Annotated in this window: 17 protein-coding genes; 13 read left to right on the top strand and 4 right to left on the bottom strand. The window is 48.4% G+C overall.

Annotated features, from left to right (window positions below; genetic code table 11):
- The first annotated feature begins 119 nt into the window (after positions 1-119).
- The 7 genes from FEN17_RS23360 (at position 120) to FEN17_RS27340 (ending at position 7,472) form a co-directional block, all read left to right on the top strand.
- Positions 120-2,411: an Rv1355c family protein gene (locus FEN17_RS23360; protein WP_138367787.1), complete on the top strand. Its 2,292-nt coding sequence runs from the start codon at positions 120-122 to the stop codon at positions 2,409-2,411.
- Positions 2,412-3,104 carry a hypothetical protein gene (locus FEN17_RS23355; protein ID WP_138367786.1) on the top strand — a complete coding sequence of 231 codons (693 nt, stop codon included), beginning with the start codon at positions 2,412-2,414 and terminating at the stop codon, positions 3,102-3,104.
- Positions 3,095-5,275, top strand: a complete 2,181-nt coding sequence (locus FEN17_RS23350; RefSeq protein ID WP_138367785.1) for a sensor histidine kinase — start codon at positions 3,095-3,097, stop codon at positions 5,273-5,275. Before FEN17_RS23355 ends, FEN17_RS23350 begins: the two co-directional genes overlap by 10 nt.
- Positions 5,268-6,359 carry a sensor histidine kinase gene (locus FEN17_RS23345; protein WP_138367784.1) on the top strand — a complete coding sequence of 364 codons (1,092 nt, stop codon included), beginning with the start codon at positions 5,268-5,270 and terminating at the stop codon, positions 6,357-6,359. The genes FEN17_RS23350 and FEN17_RS23345 overlap by 8 nt, the downstream gene beginning before the upstream one ends.
- A 4-nt stretch (positions 6,360-6,363) precedes the next feature.
- Complete coding sequence (locus tag FEN17_RS23340; protein WP_138367783.1) at positions 6,364-6,753, top strand: response regulator; 390 nt, start codon at positions 6,364-6,366, stop codon at positions 6,751-6,753.
- Between the two features lie 243 nt (positions 6,754-6,996).
- The gene (locus FEN17_RS23335; RefSeq protein WP_138367782.1) at positions 6,997-7,185 is read left to right on the top strand and encodes a hypothetical protein; all 189 of its coding nucleotides are present in this window, start codon (positions 6,997-6,999) and stop codon (positions 7,183-7,185) included.
- 137 nt (positions 7,186-7,322) lie between these two features.
- Positions 7,323-7,472 carry a hypothetical protein gene (locus FEN17_RS27340; RefSeq protein WP_171037981.1) on the top strand — a complete coding sequence of 50 codons (150 nt, stop codon included), beginning with the start codon at positions 7,323-7,325 and terminating at the stop codon, positions 7,470-7,472.
- Here the strand turns inward: FEN17_RS27340 and FEN17_RS23330 are convergent, their stop codons facing one another.
- The 4 genes from FEN17_RS23330 to FEN17_RS23315 all read right to left on the bottom strand — a co-directional run bounded on the left by FEN17_RS23330 (position 7,473) and on the right by FEN17_RS23315 (position 12,275).
- Complete coding sequence (locus FEN17_RS23330) at positions 7,473-8,177, bottom strand: L-ribulose-5-phosphate 4-epimerase (RefSeq protein WP_138367781.1); 705 nt, start codon at positions 8,175-8,177, stop codon at positions 7,473-7,475.
- Positions 8,178-8,180: 3 nt separating this feature from the next.
- Positions 8,181-9,671 (bottom strand): L-arabinose isomerase, encoded by a 1,491-nt coding sequence (araA, locus tag FEN17_RS23325; protein WP_138367780.1) that lies wholly within the window; start codon positions 9,669-9,671, stop codon positions 8,181-8,183.
- A gap of 35 nt (positions 9,672-9,706) precedes the next feature.
- Entirely contained in the window at positions 9,707-11,380 is a 1,674-nt protein-coding gene (locus FEN17_RS23320) for a ribulokinase (protein WP_138367779.1), read from the bottom strand.
- 187 nt (positions 11,381-11,567) lie between these two features.
- Entirely contained in the window at positions 11,568-12,275 is a 708-nt protein-coding gene (locus tag FEN17_RS23315; protein WP_138367778.1) for an NUDIX hydrolase, read from the bottom strand.
- Between the two features lie 182 nt (positions 12,276-12,457).
- Between FEN17_RS23315 and FEN17_RS23310 the strand changes: the two genes are divergently transcribed.
- The 6 genes from FEN17_RS23310 to FEN17_RS23285 all read left to right on the top strand — a co-directional run bounded on the left by FEN17_RS23310 (position 12,458) and on the right by FEN17_RS23285 (position 21,799).
- The gene (locus tag FEN17_RS23310) at positions 12,458-13,042 is read left to right on the top strand and encodes an RNA polymerase sigma factor (RefSeq protein ID WP_229208961.1); all 585 of its coding nucleotides are present in this window, start codon (positions 12,458-12,460) and stop codon (positions 13,040-13,042) included.
- Positions 13,043-13,111: 69 nt separating this feature from the next.
- Positions 13,112-14,125, top strand: coding sequence for a FecR family protein (locus FEN17_RS23305; protein WP_138367776.1), 1,014 nt, complete (start codon positions 13,112-13,114; stop codon positions 14,123-14,125).
- Positions 14,126-14,281: 156 nt separating this feature from the next.
- A complete protein-coding gene (locus FEN17_RS23300; protein ID WP_138367775.1) occupies positions 14,282-17,893 on the top strand; it encodes a TonB-dependent receptor in 3,612 nt (1,203 codons plus the stop codon).
- A 23-nt stretch (positions 17,894-17,916) separates the two neighbouring features.
- Positions 17,917-19,647, top strand: a complete 1,731-nt coding sequence (locus FEN17_RS23295) for a RagB/SusD family nutrient uptake outer membrane protein (RefSeq protein ID WP_138367774.1) — start codon at positions 17,917-17,919, stop codon at positions 19,645-19,647.
- Positions 19,648-19,680: 33 nt separating this feature from the next.
- Complete coding sequence (locus FEN17_RS23290) at positions 19,681-20,901, top strand: purple acid phosphatase family protein (RefSeq protein ID WP_138367773.1); 1,221 nt, start codon at positions 19,681-19,683, stop codon at positions 20,899-20,901.
- Between the two features lie 58 nt (positions 20,902-20,959).
- Positions 20,960-21,799 (top strand): endonuclease/exonuclease/phosphatase family protein, encoded by an 840-nt coding sequence (locus FEN17_RS23285; RefSeq protein ID WP_138367772.1) that lies wholly within the window; start codon positions 20,960-20,962, stop codon positions 21,797-21,799.
- The last annotated feature ends 29 nt before the right edge of the window (positions 21,800-21,828 follow it).

Below are 21,828 nucleotides of genomic sequence, written 5' to 3'. Positions count from 1 at the left end.
GAATATACGACATTCAAAATATGCAATCGCCGGTCGGAGGTAAATTTATTCATTGATCCGGGGCGCAGGTTGAAAAGGCCTTATATTCCACTAAGAACCGGACCCACAATAATTTGAAAATGTATCAGGAGGCAAGCATTAGCAACAGTTACAAACCAGTTTTTATCCAAAAAGATCAGTACACGAACAAGCAAAACTTCGATTCATTTATTGAGAAATACCGGGATAAAATTGTCCTCGATCTGTTCGCTTCGCAGAAAAAAGAGCTGATCCGGATACGGAACCCTAAGAAACGTCTGAAAAACGACGAGATTGAAAATCGCTATCAACAATGGCTCGGCGACCGCTCTCCGGAGACCGAGGGCACCTGGATTTACTACCCCTGGTCGGGCCGGCTGATCCACATGATAGACGAAGAGGAGTTCATCGAGCTCCGGACCAGTCGCAATCAGTACAAGATCACGCCCACAGAACAAAAAACTTTACAACAAAGAAAAATAGGCATTATCGGCCTTTCGGTCGGCCATGCCGTAGCGGTCAGTCTGGCGACAGAAAGGACCTGCGGAAAGCTCAAACTGGCCGATTTCGATACCATTGAGCTCAGCAACCTGAACCGGATTAAAACCGGCATACATAATATTGGCGTCAATAAATGCATTGTCACTGCCCGGGAGATTGCCGAGATCGATCCTTTCATTGACATTGAATGCTATACCGACGGCATTACAAAGGAAAACATGTCCCAGTTCCTCCTTGAAGGCGGAAAGCTTGACATTCTGATTGACGAGTGTGATGAAATTGGGATCAAAATCGGCTGCCGGATTATGGCGGCGAGCTATCAGATACCGGTGGTGATGGAAACAAGCGACAGGGGCATGCTGGATGTGGAGCGGTTCGATATCGAGCACGAAAGACCGATTTTGCACGGGCTGCTGAAAGGCATCCCCGTAGAACAGTTTGAGGGGCTGAACGACCAACAGAAATTGTCGATGGTGATGAAAATCATTGATACCAAAAATGTTTCCCGGCGGGGAAAAGTATCGCTGGTGGAAATTGGGCAGACCATCAGTACCTGGCCGCAACTGGCGAGCGCGGTGACATTGGGTGGCGGCGTGGTCACGGATGTTTGCCGCAGGATGCTGCTGGGACAGTTTACAGGGTCGGGCCGGTATTATGTTGATCTTGAAACCATTGTAGGAAATAATGCTCCCCCGGCGGCTTCCAATGTACCCGAAAATCCCTACCTGCCTTTTGATTTTGAAGAAGCAAAACAAATCGCTGCCACGCTTCCTTCCAATCACGACTTCCACATTGACCCGGCAACATTACAGGATATTATCACTGCCGCCAACCTCGCCCCTTCCACCGGAAATGACCAACCCTGGAAGTGGCTTTATCAGAATAATACATTATATCTTTTTCACGACCGGTTCCGCTCCTACTCTTTCGGCGACTTTGACCAGATCGCCTCAAATCTTTCTTTCGGGGCGGCGTATGAAAACCTCGTGCTGAAAAGCCGCGAGGCAGGATTCTCGGTCAAAGCCGATTTCTTTCCGCTGGGCACCGATTCTATCCTCATTGCCAGCATTGCATTTTTCCCCCATGAATCAGGGATTGATACCGAAGAAGTACACGATCCGGGACTGGTAGCCCACATTGCAGAGCGCTGCACAAACCGCGAACCCTCACAGGCTGTACATATTCCTGCAGAGGAAATCGAAAGTCTGAGAATAGCGGCCGAAAGTGTCGAGGGTGCACAGTTTTATTTTTTTGAAAAAGAAAAAATGCTGGACATTGCCGAGATCATCGGGGAATGTGACCGCGTAAGGCTGCTGAACCCCATCGGCCACCACGACTTTGTATATCGGGAAATGAAATGGACGCCGGCTCAGGCGGAGCAGGATAAAGACGGGATCGACGTCCGCACGCTCGGCATGGACGGCTCGCAGATGGCGGCGCTATCTATCATTAAGGACGAAGAAATAATCAATGCACTGAGAAGTATTGACGGGGCCAGCGCGCTGGTGGAAGTTTCCCGGAAATCCATGGAAGCGGCATCTGGCATTGGAATGATCACCATGCCGAAATATTCTTACCTCGATTTTTTCAGGGGCGGTATGTCCATGGAACGTCTCTGGCTGAAAGCGGAAGCACTCGGGTACGCTGTTCATCCGCAAATCTCCCCGTTTTACCTTTTTCCAAGAATTACCCACGGCCATAATGCTGGCCTGGACGATACCGAAGTAACCAGGCTGGAAGCATTGCGGAAAAGATTTCTCGGGATTGTTCCTTTTGAAGATGATATGGCAGAAGTGTTCCTTTTTAAAATCGCCCGCGCGCCGAAGCCTGAAATTAAGAGCTACCGGTTGCCGCTGGAAGAAACACTTTGTATAGTAAACCCCAAAATATAAATGGTAGCTCGTATTAAAGGATACCGCGCGTCGGATGACATTGAGACTAGTCTGAGATATGCCGAAGGTCACCGGAAAGTGTTGGAAGCTTATGGGATCAAACAAGTTACCTCGACAAAACACAACTGGCTTGAAGACCCTAACACATACGTGCTGATCGTAGAGTCGGAGGATGGCAGTAAAATTTACGGAGGTACCCGCGTGCAAGTGCGCTCCCCGAACCTGAAAATGCCGATGGAAGACGCCATCGCCAAGATCGACAAGAAGATTTACAGTTACGTGGATGCGATCGGCGATTATAATGTGGCAGAATTTTGCGGACTCTTTAATTCAAAGGAAGTAGCCGGATACGGCATCGGAAGCCTGTACTTATGTCGGATCGCGATGGCTGTGTCGGGCTTGGTTGGGATCAAATACCTGATGGCACTCTGCTCCCCGATCACACTTTTGATGAGTGAGCGCATTGGTTTTGAGATTCTCCGCGACCTGGGCAACAACGGAACATTTTATTATCCAAAAGAAGGATTGATAGCTACTTCACTTATTGCCAGGGATTTGGTAAACCTGCCTGTCGCAACAGATGAAGAAAGGGCCAAAATATTCAGCCTGAGAGAGAATCCAAGTCAAACGGTGATTGAAAACGGGCGAAGGGGGGAGTTAACAATCATTTATGATATTGCCAGATGGTTATAAAATTCTACAGACTACTTTTTCTGCTTTTAACTTGCCTGATTTCGGGAATAACTGCCGAGGCGAGCGAAGTTGTTTTTCGGGGTGGCGACATTTCGATCGGGCAGTATGTGGAAATCCTGGAAGATTCGGCCAAAACGATGACTTATCAGCAAGTCAAAGCTTCACGCAGCTTTGTCCCCAACCATGAGCCAACACCCAATTTCGGTCTGAGCAATTCAGCATTCTGGATCAAATTTACCCTCAAAAATGAATTCCGCGATCCGATAATCTTCCTGGAACTCGCCAATGCACGCATCGATTCCTGCACCATTTACAGTGACGAAAACGGAAAGGTCTGGCAAAAATCCGTTTTTCTGACACAACCCTTTTCCGTCCGCGAAGTACAGCACCAGAACACGGTTTTCAAGCTGGAAATCGAGCCTGGCCAATCCAGAACTTTTTACCTGAAAATCCTGGGCAGCGAGCAAATGGTGCTGCCGCTGATCGTCCGCAGCGAAATGGCGTTTTTCCAGTTCGCTACCACCAACGAAGTCATCGCCGGGATCCAGATGGGCATTCTGACGGTGATGATGCTTTACAATTTCTTTCTGTACTTCTCGATCCGGGAAAAAAGTTATCTCTACTACGTTCTCTACATTTTATTTATCGGGCTGACCCAGACCACCATCATGGGTTACACATTTAAATACCTCTGGCCCGACGTGCCGGGATTCAATGTTTACGCGATCCGGATTTTCCCCTGCTTCGCAGGCAGCTTTGCCGTACTTTTTATGCAGAATTTCCTGCACAGCAAGGTCAATTCGCCAGCGATTCATAAAATTCTAAACCTGATTTTCATTTCATACGGATTTGCCATCCTTTTTACGGTACTGGGTATGCTCCGTCTCAGCTACCGCATCATCGACGTGACGGGCGTTTCGGCTTCCCTGCTTGTTCTGGTGGTCGCGATACAGCTTTCTTTGCAAGATTACCGCCCGGCCAAATTCTATCTCGTCGCCTGGACAATGTTCCTGATCGGGATCGTACTTTACACACTCCGCAACCTTAACATTCTGCCTTACAACACATTCACGAATTACACCCAGCAGGTAGGCGCCACCATCGAAGTGATCCTGCTGTCATTTGCACTGGCCGATAAGATTAATATTTTAAAGAAAGAAAAAGAAGTTTCCCAGGCGCAGGCACTGCGTGTATCGCTGGAAAACGAGAAAATGATCCTGGAACAAAATGCCTTCCTGGAAAAAAGTGTCAACGAAAGAACTGCCGAGCTCCAATTTGCCAATACCGAGCTCAATCAGGCAATGATACAGCTGAAAGATGCCCAAACCCAGCTGCTCGACTCGGAGAAAATGGCCTCGCTGGGTCAGCTGACGGCCGGTATCGCGCACGAAATCAATAACCCGATCAACTTTGTAAGCTCCAACATCAGGCCGCTGAGACGGGATATCGACGATGTGCTGGAAATCCTGGACAGCTATGGTGAGATCCAGGAAGTGACTTCGGTGGAAACGGTCCAGAAAAAAATCAGCGAGGTAGAAGCTTTAAAAGAAGAGCTCGACCTGGACTACATTAAAACCGAGCTCGATACTTTATTAAAAGGGATCGAAGACGGCGCCCAGCGTACTGTGGAGATTGTGAAGGGTCTCAAAATCTTCTCCCGCGTGGATGAAACCGACCTGAACCTGGTCAATATCAATGAGGGTATCGAGTCAACATTGATCATCCTCAACTACCAGATGGGGAATGCGATCAGGCTGGTGAAAGACCTTGGGAACATTCCGAGCATTGAATGTTACGCCGGAAAGCTCAATCAGGTATTCATGAACATTCTTACAAATGCAATTTATGCACTGTTAAAAGAAAAATTTGAAACAAAAGAACCTACGATTTGGGTGAAGACCTGGTTGAAAGATCCGGAGCATATCGCCATTTCCATGCGCGACAACGGTCCTGGGATGCCTCCGGAGGTCCGGGCTAAGATTTTCGAACCGTTTTTTACCACCAAGCAGGTTGGGGATGGTACCGGGCTGGGTCTTTCAATTGTCTTCAAAATTATCGAAGTTCACAGCGGAAATATTCAGGTAAATACGGAAGTTGGGCAGGGTACAGAATTTTTAATTACGCTGCCGGTCAAGAAAAAAGTACGCCCTATCCCTAATTTCAATGAGTGATAAAGCAATAACCATTCTATATATCGACGACGAGGAGCATAACCTACATTCGTTTAAGGCCTCTTTTCGGAAACAGTACGATATTACGATCACCTCTTCTGTCGTGGAAGCGGAGCTCATCATGGAAACGAAGGATTTCTGCATCATTCTGGCAGACCAGCGAATGCCTATCATGACAGGCGTGCAGTTTTTTGAAAAAATCAGGACCAAGCATCCCAAACCAATCCGTATACTCATTACAGGGCACACCGACATCGGCGCCGCCATCGATGCGATCAACAAAGGTGAAGTTTTCAGGTTCATTGACAAACCCTGGGATTACAAGTACGTCGAGACTGCCATCGCACATGCTTACGAGATTTACAAAACCCGCGAAGACCTGAAAATGCGGAACATTGAGCTGCAAAAGGCCAATGAAGAACTGGACAAATTTGTTTACAGCGCATCCCACGATTTGCGGGCGCCCTTGATGTCGGTGCTGGGCATTGTAAACCTGGCCTTGCTGGAAGAGGATGTAAAATCGCAGAATGAATACCTGGAACTGATCCGGCAGTCGGTGAAGAAGCTGGATACATTCATCATCAACATTATTGATTATTATAAAAATGCGCGGGGCGTACCGGTAGTGACGGAGATCAGTTTTGAAGAATTGGTCACCGAAGTTCAGGCTACGATCCAGTACCTACCGGAGTATGGTAACCTTAAAATGACGACGGATATCGACCAGGCAGGTGTTTTTCACTCCGACGTGATGAAGCTGCGCATTATCTTCAATAACCTGATCAATAATGCGATCAAATTCCAGGATAAATCCAAACCCGAACCGTTTGTGCACCTTACTGTGAAGTCTACACCTTCACACGCACGCATCACCATTGCCGATAACGGGTCGGGTATCAAGGAATCCGATCTGGATAAAATATTCAAGATGTTTTATCGTGCAGGCGCCACCAACAGCGGCTCTGGTATTGGCTTGTACATTGTTCATGAAGCTATCTCGAAGCTGGGCGGCGAAATCAGCGTCACTTCGAAGATTGGACAGGGAAGCACTTTCGAAATCAACATCCCTTCCATAGCTAAATAACGTCATGAAGCCTCTCCTCAACTTCTACCTGATTGACGATAGCACATTTGATCTTTTCATTTACGAAAAGCTCTTGATAAAGAGTGGTATTACAGAAAACGTAAAAACATTCAACTCCGCCAGAGAAGCCTTGAAGCACATTCTCAGCGCCGGTACCGACCTGCCTGAAGTCATTATTTTACTCGACCTGCAGATGCCGGATATGAATGGTTTTGATTTTATTGAAGAGTACGATCACCTGCCCGAATATCTGAGAGACAAGATCCGGATCTTCATGCTCTCCTCCACGATCGACACCCGCGACATTGAAAAGGCCAAGGCCAGCCCCCACATTATCGACCTCCTTCCCAAGCCTCTGGAAGTCAACTTTCTGCGTAAAAAGCTTTCTATTTAACTTCACTTCCCGGCGCATTTCAGGCGTCAGAGTCCCACTCCCACAGTTTGCCCTATTTTGTAACACTTGGATTAGTCCAAATCCGGTAACGTACCTCAGGGTATAGATATTTCCCCTATTTTGTATTAAATAAGCGTTTTTAAATATAATTTTTTTAATATATAAAAAACTAAACGGTGTTTGGGTACAGGTTTGTTTTGGTTTCGCGTACTAATCATTGTAAACCTTAACAATTAAAATTTAATGAAAACTGATAGCAAGACCCTGTCCGAGATTTTAAAATTGCACGCAGAGTACGTGAGAGAAGTGGAGTTCAGTGGAATTAAACCTTTATCTATGGAGATTTACAAAACTAACTCACACAACTTTGTTCGCTGGATCAAAGATGAATTCAATCCGGGAAGCAAGCTGCGCAAAGAAGTGCTGGGATAGCTAAAAGACATTTAATGCTCAACGTTTGACAAAATACAAAACTGCCGGAGTTAACCTTCCGGCAGTTTTTTTATAGCTCGTTCTTTGTTAAGTTTGGGTATCGCAGCGGAAGTTATCCGCGCCATTTCCAATTTGTTATGATCTTCACCCTTTTTAATCTTTTGAAAGGCCGGTTCTCGAAAGAATCCATCAACGAGGCCAAGTCCAACGAAAAAAAGATGTCCCGCCAGGAAGCACTGCAGCAAATGCGCAACATTGCCAGCAAAAGAGTTGACAAGAAAAGCTGATCAGCAGCCCTGCCCGTAATAGGCATCCTTACCGTGTTTGCGGTAATAATGTTTGTCACAAAGAGACTGCTTGATGGCGGTAGCGTTCGGATTGATCTGCAATGTCAGGAAAGCCATTTTCGCGATTTCCTCCAATACAATTGAATTATAAACTGCCTTCGCCGGATCTACTCCCCAGGTAAAAGGCCCGTGGCAGGCCACCAGCACCATTTCAATTTCCTCATAACTCAGTCCCTGCTTTGAAAAGAGGTCCAGTATCTGATTACCGGTTTCGTGCTCGTAGTCGCGCTGGATCATTTCGTCGCTCATCACTTCGGTCACCGGAATTGAAGGTATCAAATGATCGGCGTGGGTAGTACCCAGGTTCGGGATCGGCTTGATTGCCTGCGCCCAGGCCACCGCGTAGGTGGAATGCGTGTGGCAAACCCCTCCTACCGATGGAAAATTCCGGTAAAGTAAGGTATGCGTTTTGGTATCTGAAGACGGTCGCATATTGCCTTCTACCAGCACATTATCCAGATCCACAATTACAATGTCCTCGATTTTCAGCCGGTGATACGGTACGCCGCTGGGCTTGATGGCGATCACACCCTCGGCCCGGTCAACGCCGCTGACATTCCCGAATGTGACAATCGCCAGCTCTTCTTTCGGGATCTCCATATTGGCCTCGTAGACCTGTTCTTTCAGATATTGGTATTTCGACATAGTCTACTTGTAGGCGGCTTCACTCCACCGCAGTTCGTTTTTCAGTTGACGCAATGTTGTGTTTTTATCAATCACCACCAGCTCGACGCCCGCCATTTCCGCAAAACTTTCAATATGATGGGTTTTCAAATTCTGGCTGTAAGCGGTATGGTGCGCGCCTCCGGCATAGATCCAGGCCGCGCAGCCGGTTTGCATATCCGGAGCCGGTTTCCATAATGCTCTGGCTACCGGTAACTTAGGTAACTGTTCCGTCACTTCCACCGCCTCTACTTCATTGACCAGGATCCTGAAACGGTTTCCCAGATCAATCAAAGAAACATTAATGGCCGGACCTGCGGGCGCGTCAAAAACCAGACGTACCGGATCCTCTTTGCCGCCGATGCCCAGCGGGTGAATTTCACAGGAAGGCTTGTTTTTGGCAATGCTCGGGCAGATTTCCAGCATGTGCGAGCCAAGCACCAATTTATTGAAAGGATCGAAATGGTAGGTATAGTCTTCCATAAAGGAATTTCCGCCTTCCAGCCCCAACGCCATCACTTTCAATGCACGGACGATCGCCGAAGTTTTCCAGTCGCCCTCGCCGGCATAGCCGTAACCCGCCGCCATCATCCGCTGGGAGCCGATGCCGGGCAGTTGCTTCATGCCGTACAAGTCTTCGAATGTATTGGTATATCCTTTAAAATTGCCTGCTTCCAAAAAGTACTTCATACCCAACTCAATACGCGCCGCGTCTCTAAGCGACTGATGCCGCTCCGCTCCTTTTCTGAGTGCATCAGCGAGTGTATAAACCGAATCATATTCCTCGACCAGCTTGTCCACATCTTCATCCAAAACTTCATTGATCACCTCTACCAGATCACCGACTGCGTGGGTATTTACAGAAAAACCAAATGTCATTTCAGCGGAAACCTTGTCCCCGTCTGTCACAGCCACTTGCCGCATATTATCACCAAAACGCACGAATTTCGCGCCCTGCATGTCGTGCCGCGCGGCGGCTACTCTTGCCCACTGTCCGATATCTTCCAAAATTTCGTCCTGCTGCCAGTGACCTACAATCACCTTTCGGTTCAACCGCATCCGCGTCATCATAAACCCAAACTCCCGGTCGCCGTGCGCGGACTGGTTCAGGTTCATGAAATCCATGTCAATGTCGGCCCAGGGAATATCGCGATTGTATTGGGTATGTAAATGCAGCAGTGGTTTTTGCAAAATCTGCAAGCCCCTGATCCACATTTTGGCAGGCGAAAAAGTATGCATCCAGGCTATGATACCGATGCAATTTTGGGTACTGTTGGCTTCCTGGATAATGTGGTAAATCTCGTCGGGCGTTTTTACCACCGGCTTGAAAATCACTCTGACGGGGATTTTCGGTGCGTGGTTCAGGTGCCGTGCGATGATTTCGGAATGTTCATCAACTTGCCGGAGGGTTTCCTCCCCGTATAAATGCTGACTGCCTGTGACAAACCAAATTTCAAACTGTTTTAAATCTAACATTAGCTGCGGAGATGCTATTGTGGTGGTAAATGTGATTAAACCGGATCGGCAAATACCAGATCGGGATTTTGTAAAAACCGGTTTTCGATAAACGTACCGGCTTGCAGGTATTTCTGATAAAGTGTCTGGTAAATGGCAGCCTGCTCTTCACGGGGATAATACGTAGTGTCAAACCCGGAACTCATGGCCTCCTGCGCGTCCTGCAACGTTTCATGGATACCCGACGCAACCGCCGCAAACATACCCGCACCCAGCGCGCAAGCTTGTTCTGAGGAGGCAACTTTAATCGGCATATTGAGGACATCAGCCAGGGTTTGCATCACAAACGAAGACTTTTTAGCCACGCCGCCGATCGCAATCACCTGGTTGATCGGCACGCCTTCGCTCCTGAACCTTTCTACAATACTCTTCGAGCCAAATGAAGTCGCTTCGACCAGCGCCTTGAAAATCCGTGCATTATCGCTTGCGAGGTTCAGTCCCAGTAAGGCACCTTTTAAGGTATGTTTCGCGTCTGGTGTCCGGCGACCATTCAGCCAGTCTATCGCAATAATATCTTTTTCTGTAACAGGCAATTTGGCTGCTTCTTCTGCGAGATATGGAATCAGTTTGCGCGACATTTCGTCCGCAGCTTCCTTGCCCAGCAATGCACTCACAGGCGCGATGATCAGTTTTGCGAACCAGGCATAAATATCGCCAAATGCAGATTGCCCGGCTTCCATCCCCAGCATGCCAGGAATGATCGAACCGTCGACTTGTCCGCAAATTCCTTTAATTAATAAATGGCCGACTTCATCATTCGGCGCGACGAGCATATCGCAAGTCGAGGTACCGATTACTTTACAAAGCGAATATGGTTCGATCAACGCACCCACGGCACCCATGTGCGCGTCAAATGCACCCACGCCTATTACGACATCGGCTGGTATCCCCAGTTTCTCGGCCCATTTTGCCGAAATGATACCCATCGGTTTTTCGGAAGTTTCGGTTTTGCTGAAAAGCTGGTCGCGCAGACCATTCAACAGCGGATCGAGGGCATTGAAAAAATCATTGGCAGGCAGGCCGTCGAAATCCTGGTGCCACAATGCTTTGTGGCCCGCCGCACAGCGGGATCGTTTTAATGTCAGAGGATCGGTATTTCCGGTCAGCTCCGCAGAAATCCAGTCGCAATGTTCCACCCAGGAAAACGCTTTTTCACGGATTTGCGCGTCTGTGCGGAGCGTGTGAAGGATTTTAGCCCAAAACCATTCGGAGGAATAGATACCACCCACATATTTGGTGTAATCGATAGACCAGCTATGTGCCAACTGGTTGATTTCCTCGGCTTCGGCGTTTGCGGTATGGTCCTTCCAAAGAATGAACATTCCATTCGGATTCTCGGCAAATTCTTCCTGCAGCGCCAGCGGCGTGCCATTTTTATCCACCGCTACCGGTGTGGAACCCGTGGTATCTACTGAAATCCCGCGAACATGCTGGCGAACTTCTGCTGGCGCCTGGTCTAATGCGCTTGTCACCGCAGCTTCCAGACTTTCCAGATAGTCCAGCGGATGCTGACGAAACATCGAAACCGCTGCATTGCAATACTTACCTTGCTTCCATCGCGGATATTCTTGTACAGCAGTACCTACCTGCTCGCCCGTCTGCGCATTGACCACCAGTGCCCGCACAGAATCAGTCCCAAAATCAATTCCAATTACGTAATTCTCTGTCATGTGAAGGTCCAGGATAAAGCCCGCGGCTTTTATTTCATTTATCAATTAACAAATATAAATAAATTTGCTTCTAGTGTAGGATTGACACAATCTTTAATTAATGTTGAATGATTGAATGAGTGAATGAGTGAATAGAAAAATAGGATACTCAGTCATTCAATCATTCACTCATTCGAAACTCACTCATTCACTCATTACTCCTCATCGAGTCCGGCATGAAATTCCAAAACGAGTGGAATTTGGCTTTGTATTTGTCTTCGTCGAGGCGGTATAGGGTGGCTTTCTTGGTGGCGCTGTTGGTATTTTTGTGGCCGGTGTCGATGAGCAGCCCGGTGGAAAGCAGTTTCCGGCTGAAATTCCGGCGGTCGATTGGGATGCTGTAAATGGCTTCGTAGAGTTTTTGCAACTGCGGGATCGTGAAACGCTCGGGTAATAACTCGAAGCCGATCGGGTGCAGAGCGGCTTTATACCTTAAATGTTCACAGGCGCGGACGACCATTTGTTCGTGGTCAAAAATCAGCTGCGGCCTGGCTTCGAGTGTGATCCAGGAAGCATTATGGCTCCGCACCGCCTCCGAATCGTGGTCATCAATTTTGATCAAAGCAAAAAATACCACCGATACCGTCCGCTCTGCCGGGTCGCGGCTGGCCTTCCCGAAAGTTTCCAGCTGCTCAACATAGATGTTTTTCAGGCCGGTCAGATTATACAAGATGCGGGCGGCGCCGTCGGAAAGATCTTCGTCTTTATTCACGAAGCCACCCATCAGGGACCATTTCCCTTTTTCGGGTTCGAAGTTTCTTTTAACCAGCAGCAGCTTGATATCCTTCCCGTCAAATCCGAAGATAATGCAGTCTATCGCCACGAGAATTCGCGTGGCCTGGGGATAATTCGTCATTCAGGTCAAGTTATGGAGGTACACGCCGGTTACGTTCCCGGCATATGTTAATTTTTTATTAAGAAAGTAAAAAAAAGAAAGAGATTACTTAATCTGGTCAAATACCGGGCGATTAATTTAATTGCGAATTTTGGGAGCCTTCTCAATGCAGGCAAATCAGTTTTTTACTGGCCAACTTCATTATGAACTACATATATACTGAATGTTCCGATGAAAATCTCCTGGCACTGATCGGCGGGCAACAGGACGAGCAGGCTTTTGAGGCGCTTTACAACCGCTACTTCAAGGTACTTTTCAATTTCGCTTACAGCAAAGTCAATGACCGTTTTCCGGCCCAGGAAATTGTTCAGGAGGTGTTTGTAAGTCTCTGGCAGCAGCGTGACGGCCAGCAGATCGAATGTTGCAGGTCTTTCCTTTTCACCATTATCAAAAGAAAGATCATTTCCTTTTACCGCAAAGAATACACCCGCCAGCATCATTACGACCAGTGGGGAACCGAACAGCATGTTGTTTCCGACCCGGCCGACCAGGTAACATTGACTGCCGATCTGCAAAGCCGCTACGAGCAGGGACTCGACCTGCTGTCCCCGAAATGCCAGGAAGTTTTTGTGATGAGCCGCCAGGGTTTTTCCAATAAGCAAATCGGCGTGGAACTTGCTATTTCCGAAAAAACCGTCGAGCAGCACATTACCAAGGCGCTGCGCATTCTCCGCGCGCATTTGAAGGAACATTTGATCTCCGCAGTCCTTCTTTTTCCATTTTTATAAAAATTTTCTTTCGGGCTAAGGGTTACCCTTCCGGCGCGCGACTTCTGATTTGTCATCCCCCACAGATCCATGAAGCCTAAACCCATATCGCCGGTTCTTTTAGAAAAATATTTGTCAGGTCAATGCACCGACCAGGAAAAAGAGCTGGTTGAAAACTGGTATGCGTCGATCGAGGGTGAGACTGACTATCTGGACACATTGCCGGAAGACGAGCAGACTTCTATCCAAAATGAAACATTCGGGCAGATCCGGGGCGCATTAAATTTTGAACCGGAAAAAACAGGCCGGACTATTCCTTGGCGGATGCTTGTCGGGATTGCTGCCTCCTTGTTGCTGATTGTCGGTATCTATTTCAGTTATTCCAACAATTCTACCCCACCGACAATAGCGGAAAAGCTGAAAGCGATGGACGAATCGAGCCTCGCCAGCTTTGAAAATAAAGAATCCAGGATCATCATATTCCAGCTTCCGGATAGCAGTTCGGTGGCCCTGCGTCCGGGCGCGGTGATTACTTATCCGAAAGCATTTGAGGCGGATCAGCGGCTGGTGACTTTTTCGGGTGAAGGTTTTTTCAATGTTAAAAAAGATAAAACGCGGCCCTTTTTTATCCAGAGCGGTGAAATGGTGATCCGGGTTTTGGGTACGAGCTTCAATGTAAAAGCGCCGGTTGCCGAGAAACTTTTTCAGGTGGATGTGGTGACCGGCAGAGTGCAGGTGACAGCGCCTAACAAAGAGCGCAAGTCGCAGCAGGTGGTACTAAAACCGCAGGAACAGGCACTTTTTGAGCTGGATTCGCGGAAACTGATCTCGAAAACAAATGCGCCGCAGATGCGGAAAGCGATTTATGAACCGGTCACGATCGTGTTTGAAGAAACCCCGCTCGACCAGGTGACGAAGCAGCTTGAAAAGAAATTCAATGTAAAAATCAATCTCTCGGAGCCGCGCATGTCCACCTGTTCGGTCACCGCCAACTTCGAATCCCAACCTTTAGCCAGCATCCTTGAAATGCTTTGTACCACCCTGGACGCCAGCTACATTTTGAATGATAATACCATCACCGTAAACGGACTACCATGCGAATAAACCACTAAAAACAAATGATTAACCCGTCTATGCCCCCATGAAAAAACCGGGAGTGTACCACCACCCCCGGTTCAGAATGCCATCCTAAGAACGTCGTACCACCGACCAAAAAGGATGTTTTATCCAACAGTGCCTAACCATCAGACAATCAAAATTATGCAAAAATCAGTACGTAACAAGCCGGTAAACTGGCAGAAGATTATGCGCATTGGACTGCTTCAATGGATTATCGCCGCCGCACTTGCGGGCGCCAGCTATGCGAAGGAAACTTCTGCCCAATCTGTTTTGAGCAAAGACATGTCGCTCAACCTGCGGAATGTGACGCTTAAAGAAGCGCTGAATGAAATTCAGGCGAAGGTGAATACCCGTTTCGTGTACAGCAGCCGCGTGTCGGTGCGGGAGAATGTGAGCATTGAAGTTAAAAATCAAAAATTATCGCAGGTGCTGGATCAGCTCCTGGCGCCGCGGGGGATCAAATACCGGGTGATCAACAACCAGATCGTGCTCGCAAAAAGCAAGGTCGCCAAGGAAGAAACGATCATTCCCGAGCTGGAAGAAAAGTTGCAGAATTACCTTTTTCCGGTGGATATCAATGTAAAAGGCACGGTTACTTCATCCGACGGCCAGGGCACGCTACCGGGTGTCAGCGTGGTTTTGAAAGGAACATCGCAGGGTACCACCACCGATGCCAACGGTAAATATTCACTGGTGGTGCCCAACGGGGAAGCGGTGCTGGTTTTCAGTTTTGTGGGTTATACCTCGCAGGAAGTGATCGTAGGCAGCCGTACCAACATTGACCTGACCTTAGCGGCCGACAACAAGGCATTATCGGAAGTAGTTGTGGTGGGTTATGGTACTCAAAAAAGGGTAAACCTGACCGGCGCGGTAAGCCAGGTGCAGGCCAAAGATCTGGAAAACAGGCCTTTGAACAACATGTCGCAGATCTTGCAAGGCATGATCCCCAACCTGAACATTACATTCAGCACCGGCCAGCCCGGAAAAGGCGGTAACCTCAATGTCCGTGGGGAAACTTCCGTAAATGGCGGCGGCCCGCTGGTGCTGATCGACGGTATCCCCGGCGACATTAACCGGATCAACCCGAATGACGTGGAGTCGGTTTCGGTTTTGAAAGATGCGGCAGCTTCGGCGATATATGGTGCGCGTGGCGCATTCGGGGTGATTTTGGTGACTACCAAAACCGCGAAGAATGGCAAGACGACGGTTTCTTACAGCAACAATTTCGGCTGGGGAAAACCGACGGTGAGCACCGATTTCATGACCAATGGTTATGAGTATGTCAAGATCAACGACGAGGCATTTACCCGCGCGACCGGAAACAGCTATACCCGCTACTCGGAGGAAGATTACAAGGAAATAGAGGCGCGGAGATATGATAAAACGGAAAATCCAGCACGTCCATGGACGGTTGTTAAAAATGTAAATGGCAAAGACATTTACAATTACTACGGAAATTACGACTGGTGGAATACGGTTTTCAACATGAGCCAGCCGTCGAAGCAACATAATGTGAGCCTTTCGGGTGGTACCGATAAGGTTAACTATTTTCTTTCCGGCTCTGTCTTCGAAAAAGACGGGATCATGAAGCTCAATACCGATAAGTTCACGTCCTACACATTGCGCAGCAAGATCAACGCACAGCTGACGCCCTGGCTGAAAGTGAGCAACAATACCCAGTATTTCGATTCGAAATACAAATATCCGGGTCTGGAAGGTGGCGCGAATGCCAACTTTGTTGCGATCACGGTGCACGCTTTACCGATCTACGCTCCGCGCAATCCCGACGGCACGCCGACTTATAATACATTGAAAAACAACTACTCAATCGGTGACGGTTTGTTTGCCAATTTATTAAAAGGCGTCGCGGGTGGCGAGCAAAAAGTGCACGAGCTGACGACGATCAACACGGTGACGATGGATTTTACCAAAAACTGGAACCTGACCGCCAACCACTCCTACTCTTTCTACATTACCGACGACTGGTACCGCTCGGCCGTGGCGACTTATTCAGTACAGCCGGGTATCCTGACGACCGTACCGAACTACAATACCGACCAGCTGAAAAAGACTTTCTGGTTTGATCCTCAGAATGTTGTGAATGTGTTCTCGTCATTTAATCACACATTCGGCAAACATTATTTCAGTGCGACCGCCGGTATCAACTACGAAACCAGGAAACACCAGGTGTTGGCCGGCTCGCGTAAAAACCTGCTTTCGGAGAGCATTAACGACTTGAACCTGGGCACCGGTGAGCAGCTTTCCGGCGGCGGATCTTATCAATACGAGCTTTTCGGCGCATTTTTCCGCGCGAATTATGACTATATGGGCAAGTACCTGCTGGAAGTAAATGGTCGCTACGACGGTACTTCCCGCTTTGGTGAAAGCAAACGTTACGGTTTCTTCCCCTCAGTTTCGGCGGGTTGGCGGATTAGCGAAGAGGCATTTTTTGAACCGATCCGTAATTCATTTAATAACCTGAAAATCCGTGCGTCTTACGGAACATTGGGTAACCAGCTACCGCCGAATTTTAACAATAACCCAAGCTCGGCGAGCTTCTACCCGTACATTCCGATGATGCCGACGGCGCAGTCGAGCTGGATTACGAATGGACAGAAGTTGCAATATGTAAGCAGCCCTAACCCGATATCGGCGGGTCTAACCTGGGAATCGGCGACGACTTCTAACATTGGTCTGGACGCGACTTTGCTGAAAAATCGTTTGAACATCTCATTTGACGGATACATCCGGAATACTACGGATATGTTGATCCCGGGCCAGGTTTTGCCCTCGGTTTACGGCGCGACTGTTCCGACGCAGAACGCAGGTGATTTGCAGACCAAAGGTTTTGAGCTGTCGATCGGCTGGGCGGATAACTTCAAGGTAGCCGACAAGCCTTTCAATTACAATGTGTCCTTCATTGTTTCCGATTCCAAATCCAAAATCACGAAATACGATAACCCGAACAAGGTTTTGTCCGCGCCATACGTAGGCCAGACGATCGGGGAAATGTGGGGTTACTCGATTGAGGGAATGTTTAAAACCAACGAGGAAGCGCAGGCTTACAAAGTGGACCAGACGATCGTGAACAAGCAGCGCCTGAGCGCGCCGGGCGATTGGAGTAAATTGCAGGCGGGTGATCTGAAATTCATCGATACCAATAATGATGGCAAGATCGACCAGGGCGCCAACACGGTGGCGGATCATGGCGATATGAAAATCATTGGTAACAACCGCGCGAGATACCGCTATGGAATTAATCTGGGCGCTTCGTGGAATGGTTTCGATTTCTCGGCGCTGGCGCAGGGAATCCTCCGCAGGAACTGGTATCCGGGCAATAATGCCGACAAATTCTGGGGGCCGTACTCGCGGCCGTATTATTCTTTTATTCCTGAAAAATTCGGCGACGATATCTGGACGCCTGAAAATCAGAATGCTTACTTCCCGGTGCTGAGAGGTTATACGGCATTAAATGGCGGCGGGGACCTGAACTCGCCGAATGACCGGTACATTCAGAATGTGGGTTACCTGCGTCTGAAAAATGTCGTGATCGGGTATACGGTTCCTGAAAAAATCAGCAAGCTGGTACGCATTCCCCGGGCAAGAATTTATGTCAGCGGCGAGAACTTGCTCACCTACACGCCTTTGCGCTCCAAATACATCGACCCCGAGCAATTCGACGGCGACGCCACCAACGGACGGACTTATCCTTTGTCTAAAACCATTTCAGCAGGACTTAACATCACTTTCTAAAAGCGATATAAAGCATTCATCCCATGAAGAAATTACTGAGTATCATTGCCTTGTCGCTTGGGCTGGTAGCCTGCGACCTGGACCAGCTCCCGACGGACGCGATTTCGCCGGAGACGTTTTTCAATTCCGAAAATGACCTTTTGTTGTATACCAATTCATTTTACAATGCACTACCCTCGGCGGAAGATGTGTATAATGAAGACGTGGATAATGTAGTAAAAAACAGCTTGCGCGACGAGTTGCAGGGCACCCGCGTGGTACCGACGAGCGGCGGCGGATGGAGCTGGGGTAACTTGCGGAACATTAATTATTTTTTGGCAAATTCAGATAAATGTCCTGATAAAAAGGCAGTTGCGAAGTACAATGGTCTGGCCCGCTTCTTCCGCGCCTACTTTTATTTTGGTATGGTCAAAAGGTTCGGCGACGTGCCCTGGTACTCGACGACGATCGAGCTGGAAGACCAGGAATTGCTGACCAAAGCCCGCGATCCACGCACTCTGGTGATGGATTCCGTGATGGCCGACATTGATTACGCGATCGCCAACCTGGATGCGAGCCGCCAGGTTACTACCGTTACAAAATGGACTGCGCTGGCTTTAAAATCCCGCATTGGGTTGTATGAAGGCACATTCAGGAAATATCATACGGAATTCAATCTGCCCGAATCGGACAAATTTTTGGATGCGTGTATCTCCGCTTCGGAAGATCTGATGAAAAACAGCGGCTACACCATTTACAAAGCCACACCGGCGACGGCCTACATGAAACTGTTTTCGGCGGACAATGCAATCCCCGACGAAGTGATCCTGGCGCGTGATTTCAGCGATGAATTGCAGGTTTATCATAACCTGAATTATTACACGATGACGGCTTCTTACGGGAAACCGGGTTTGGAAAAGAAACTGGTAAACAGCTACTTAATGGCCGATGGGACCCGTTTCACCGACAAAAAGGGTTACGAAACATTGCAGTTTTACGACGAAGTTCAGAACCGTGACCCGCGTCTTTCGCAGACGATCCGCACCCCAGGCTATACCAGAATTGGCGAAAACGCGCCGCTGGTTCCGGAATTTGGCGCGACGGTGACGGGTTACCAGCTGATCAAATTTGTGTCTGCTCCAAAATGGGATACATTCAGCAAGGACATTACGGATATGCCGATCTTCCGGTTAGGTGAAGTGCTGGTCAACTATGCCGAAGCAAAAGCGGAAAAAGGCACATTGACGCAAGCCGATCTGGACATTTCGACAAAACTGACCCGTGATCGTGTAGGCATGCCGAACATTAATATGGCCGACGCAAATGCAAAACCGGATCCCTACCAGGCGGCGCAGTACACGCATATTTCGGGTAAAAATGTGGGTGTAATCCTTGAAATCCGTCGCGAGCGGCGCGTGGAACTGGTGATGGAAAATTTCCTTCGCTGGGATGACATCATCCGCTGGAAAGAGGGCCAGCTTTTGACCAAGACGTTTAAAGGCATGTATTTTCCTGGCCCGGGCGAATATGATCTGGACAAAAACGGCAAGGTGGATCTCGTGATTTATGAAGGCACCAAACCTACCGTGACCGGCGCGCAGCTTCTGAAACTCGGCAGCGAAATCCTGCTCGAAAACGGCAGTAAAGGCGGCAACATTGTTGTTAACGGACACATTACCAAGAAGTTCGACGAAAACAAGGATTATCTTTATCCAATCCCAAAACAAGAACGACTACTCAATACCAACCTGACTCAAAATCCAAACTGGGAATAATCCAGCGCAAACCTAAACCCTTAATTTTTTCTTATGCTTTCTGACAGGAGGTCTTTTTTGGAGAAAATGTCCCGGATCGGGGCGCTGAGTTTGATGCCCGCTACTGCCGCGCAAGCCGCTGAGAATGTGGCTCCCAGGGCGGAAGAAGCCAATCATTTCGTGGTCGGGCCGTATCTGCAAAACATGCAGCCCGATGAGGTGACGATTATGTGGATCACGAGTAAAAATTGTTTCAGCTGGGTCGAATATGGTCCGGGCACTTACACCAGCGAGCGTGCGGTTGGCTATGTCAATGGTCTGATCGAAGCCAATAACCGGATCAACAAGATCACATTGACGAACCTGAAACCGGGTACGGAGCATAAGTATAAGATCGTGTCGACGGAAATCACGGGTTATAAAGGTTCGAAAGTGGAATTTGGCGAGACGATTTCCAGTGCATTGTTAGGTTTCAAAACACCTGCTCAAAATGAAGATGAATTTAAAACTGTCATTTTCAACGACATTCACGACCGCCCGCAGATCATTCCGCAACTGCTGTACCGCCACGGCTACACCGGCAATGTCCGCGATTACGATTTCGTGATTTTCAATGGTGATTGTTTCGACTGGGTGACGGAAGAATCGCAGATGATTGACCATTTGATCAAGCCCTGCATTGACATTTTCGCGACGGAACTACCCTTTATTCTGACCCAGGGAAACCATGAATGCCGTGGCAGCTTTTCCCGCCATATTCCTTCGTACTATGCTTATCCGGATGACAAATTTTACTATGCCTTCACAAGAGGTCCGGTGCGATTTGTGGTTTTGGATTCGGGTGAAGATAAAGCCGACGAGGCAGTGGATTACGGCGGGCTGATTGCATTTGACCAATACCGGGAAAAGCAGGCGAAATGGCTGGCGAAGGAAGTGGAAACACCGGAGTTCAAGAATGCGGATTTCCGGATCGTGATCATCCACATTTCACCTTATCATTCAGGCGATTGGCATGGAACATTACATTGCCGCAAAGTTTTTGGACCGATTTTAAACAAGGCGAAAATCGACTTGCAAATTTCCGGTCACACCCATCGCTACATGACCCACGAGCCGGATGCCGACCATAACTACCCGATCGTGATCGGCGGCGGGCCGCTGGAAGGAAAGCGCACATTGACCAAGCTGCACGCAACCCGCAAGCAGCTAGATCTTAAAATGATCCGCGACGATGGCGAGGTGGTGGGTAAGTTTTTGATCCAGAAAAAGAAATAGAAAGTCCCTCCGGGGTCTTTTATATATTTCGACAGTTTTTTAATTAAGCTCAAAACCAATGAAAAAAATTACCTTCTGGCTGCTGTGCCTCGTCGCAGTCTCCAACATTTCGATTGCCCAGAAAAATACGATCAATGTTGCGACCTATAACCTGCGCTACAACACGAAAAACGACGGTATCAACGCCTGGCCAAACCGCAAGGAGAATGTAAAAGCCTTGATCCAGTTCCATGAATTCGACATTTTCGGCGTGCAGGAAGCATTGATCGACCAGATAAAAGATGTAGCCGAGCTGACGGAATTCGCCTACATCGGTAAAGGCCGCGATGATGGAAAAGAAGGAGGTGAACATTCGGCTATTTTTTACAAAAAAGACCGGTTTAAACTGCTCAAATCAGGTGATTTCTGGCTGAGCGAAACGCCCGACAAACCGGGTAAAGGCTGGGACGCGACCTGCTGCAACCGAATCAGTTCGTGGGGAGAGTTTCAGGACCTGGCTACCAGAAAGAAGTTCTTCTTTTTCAACGTACACTTTGATCATCAGGGTGTTGAAGCGCGCAGACAGTCGGGACATTTGATGGTAAAAAAGATCAAGGAAATTGCAGGAGACGCTACAACTATTCTCACTGGCGATTTCAATTCGACACCCGACACAGAACAGATCAAAACCATCAGCGGCGTTTTGAATGATAGCCATAACGTTACCAAACAAAAACCTTATGGCCCGGAAGGAACATTCAACAGCTTCAAATTCGACGCGCCGATGCAGAATCGGATCGATTATATTTTTGTGAGCAAGAACATTGATGTGCTGAAATATGGCGTGCTGACGGATGCGAAAGAGCAGAGATATCCGTCGGATCACCAGCCGGTGGTGGCGAAGGTGGAGATGAAGTAGGACACTTTTTGTTATATTCGACGACGAAA

The organism is Dyadobacter luticola (genome assembly GCF_005860805.1).
Taxonomy (GTDB): Bacteria; Bacteroidota; Bacteroidia; order Cytophagales; family Spirosomataceae; genus Dyadobacter; species Dyadobacter luticola.
The sequence above is the reverse complement of the archived record's forward strand: the minus strand, read 5'-3'. Positions and strand labels throughout refer to the sequence as shown.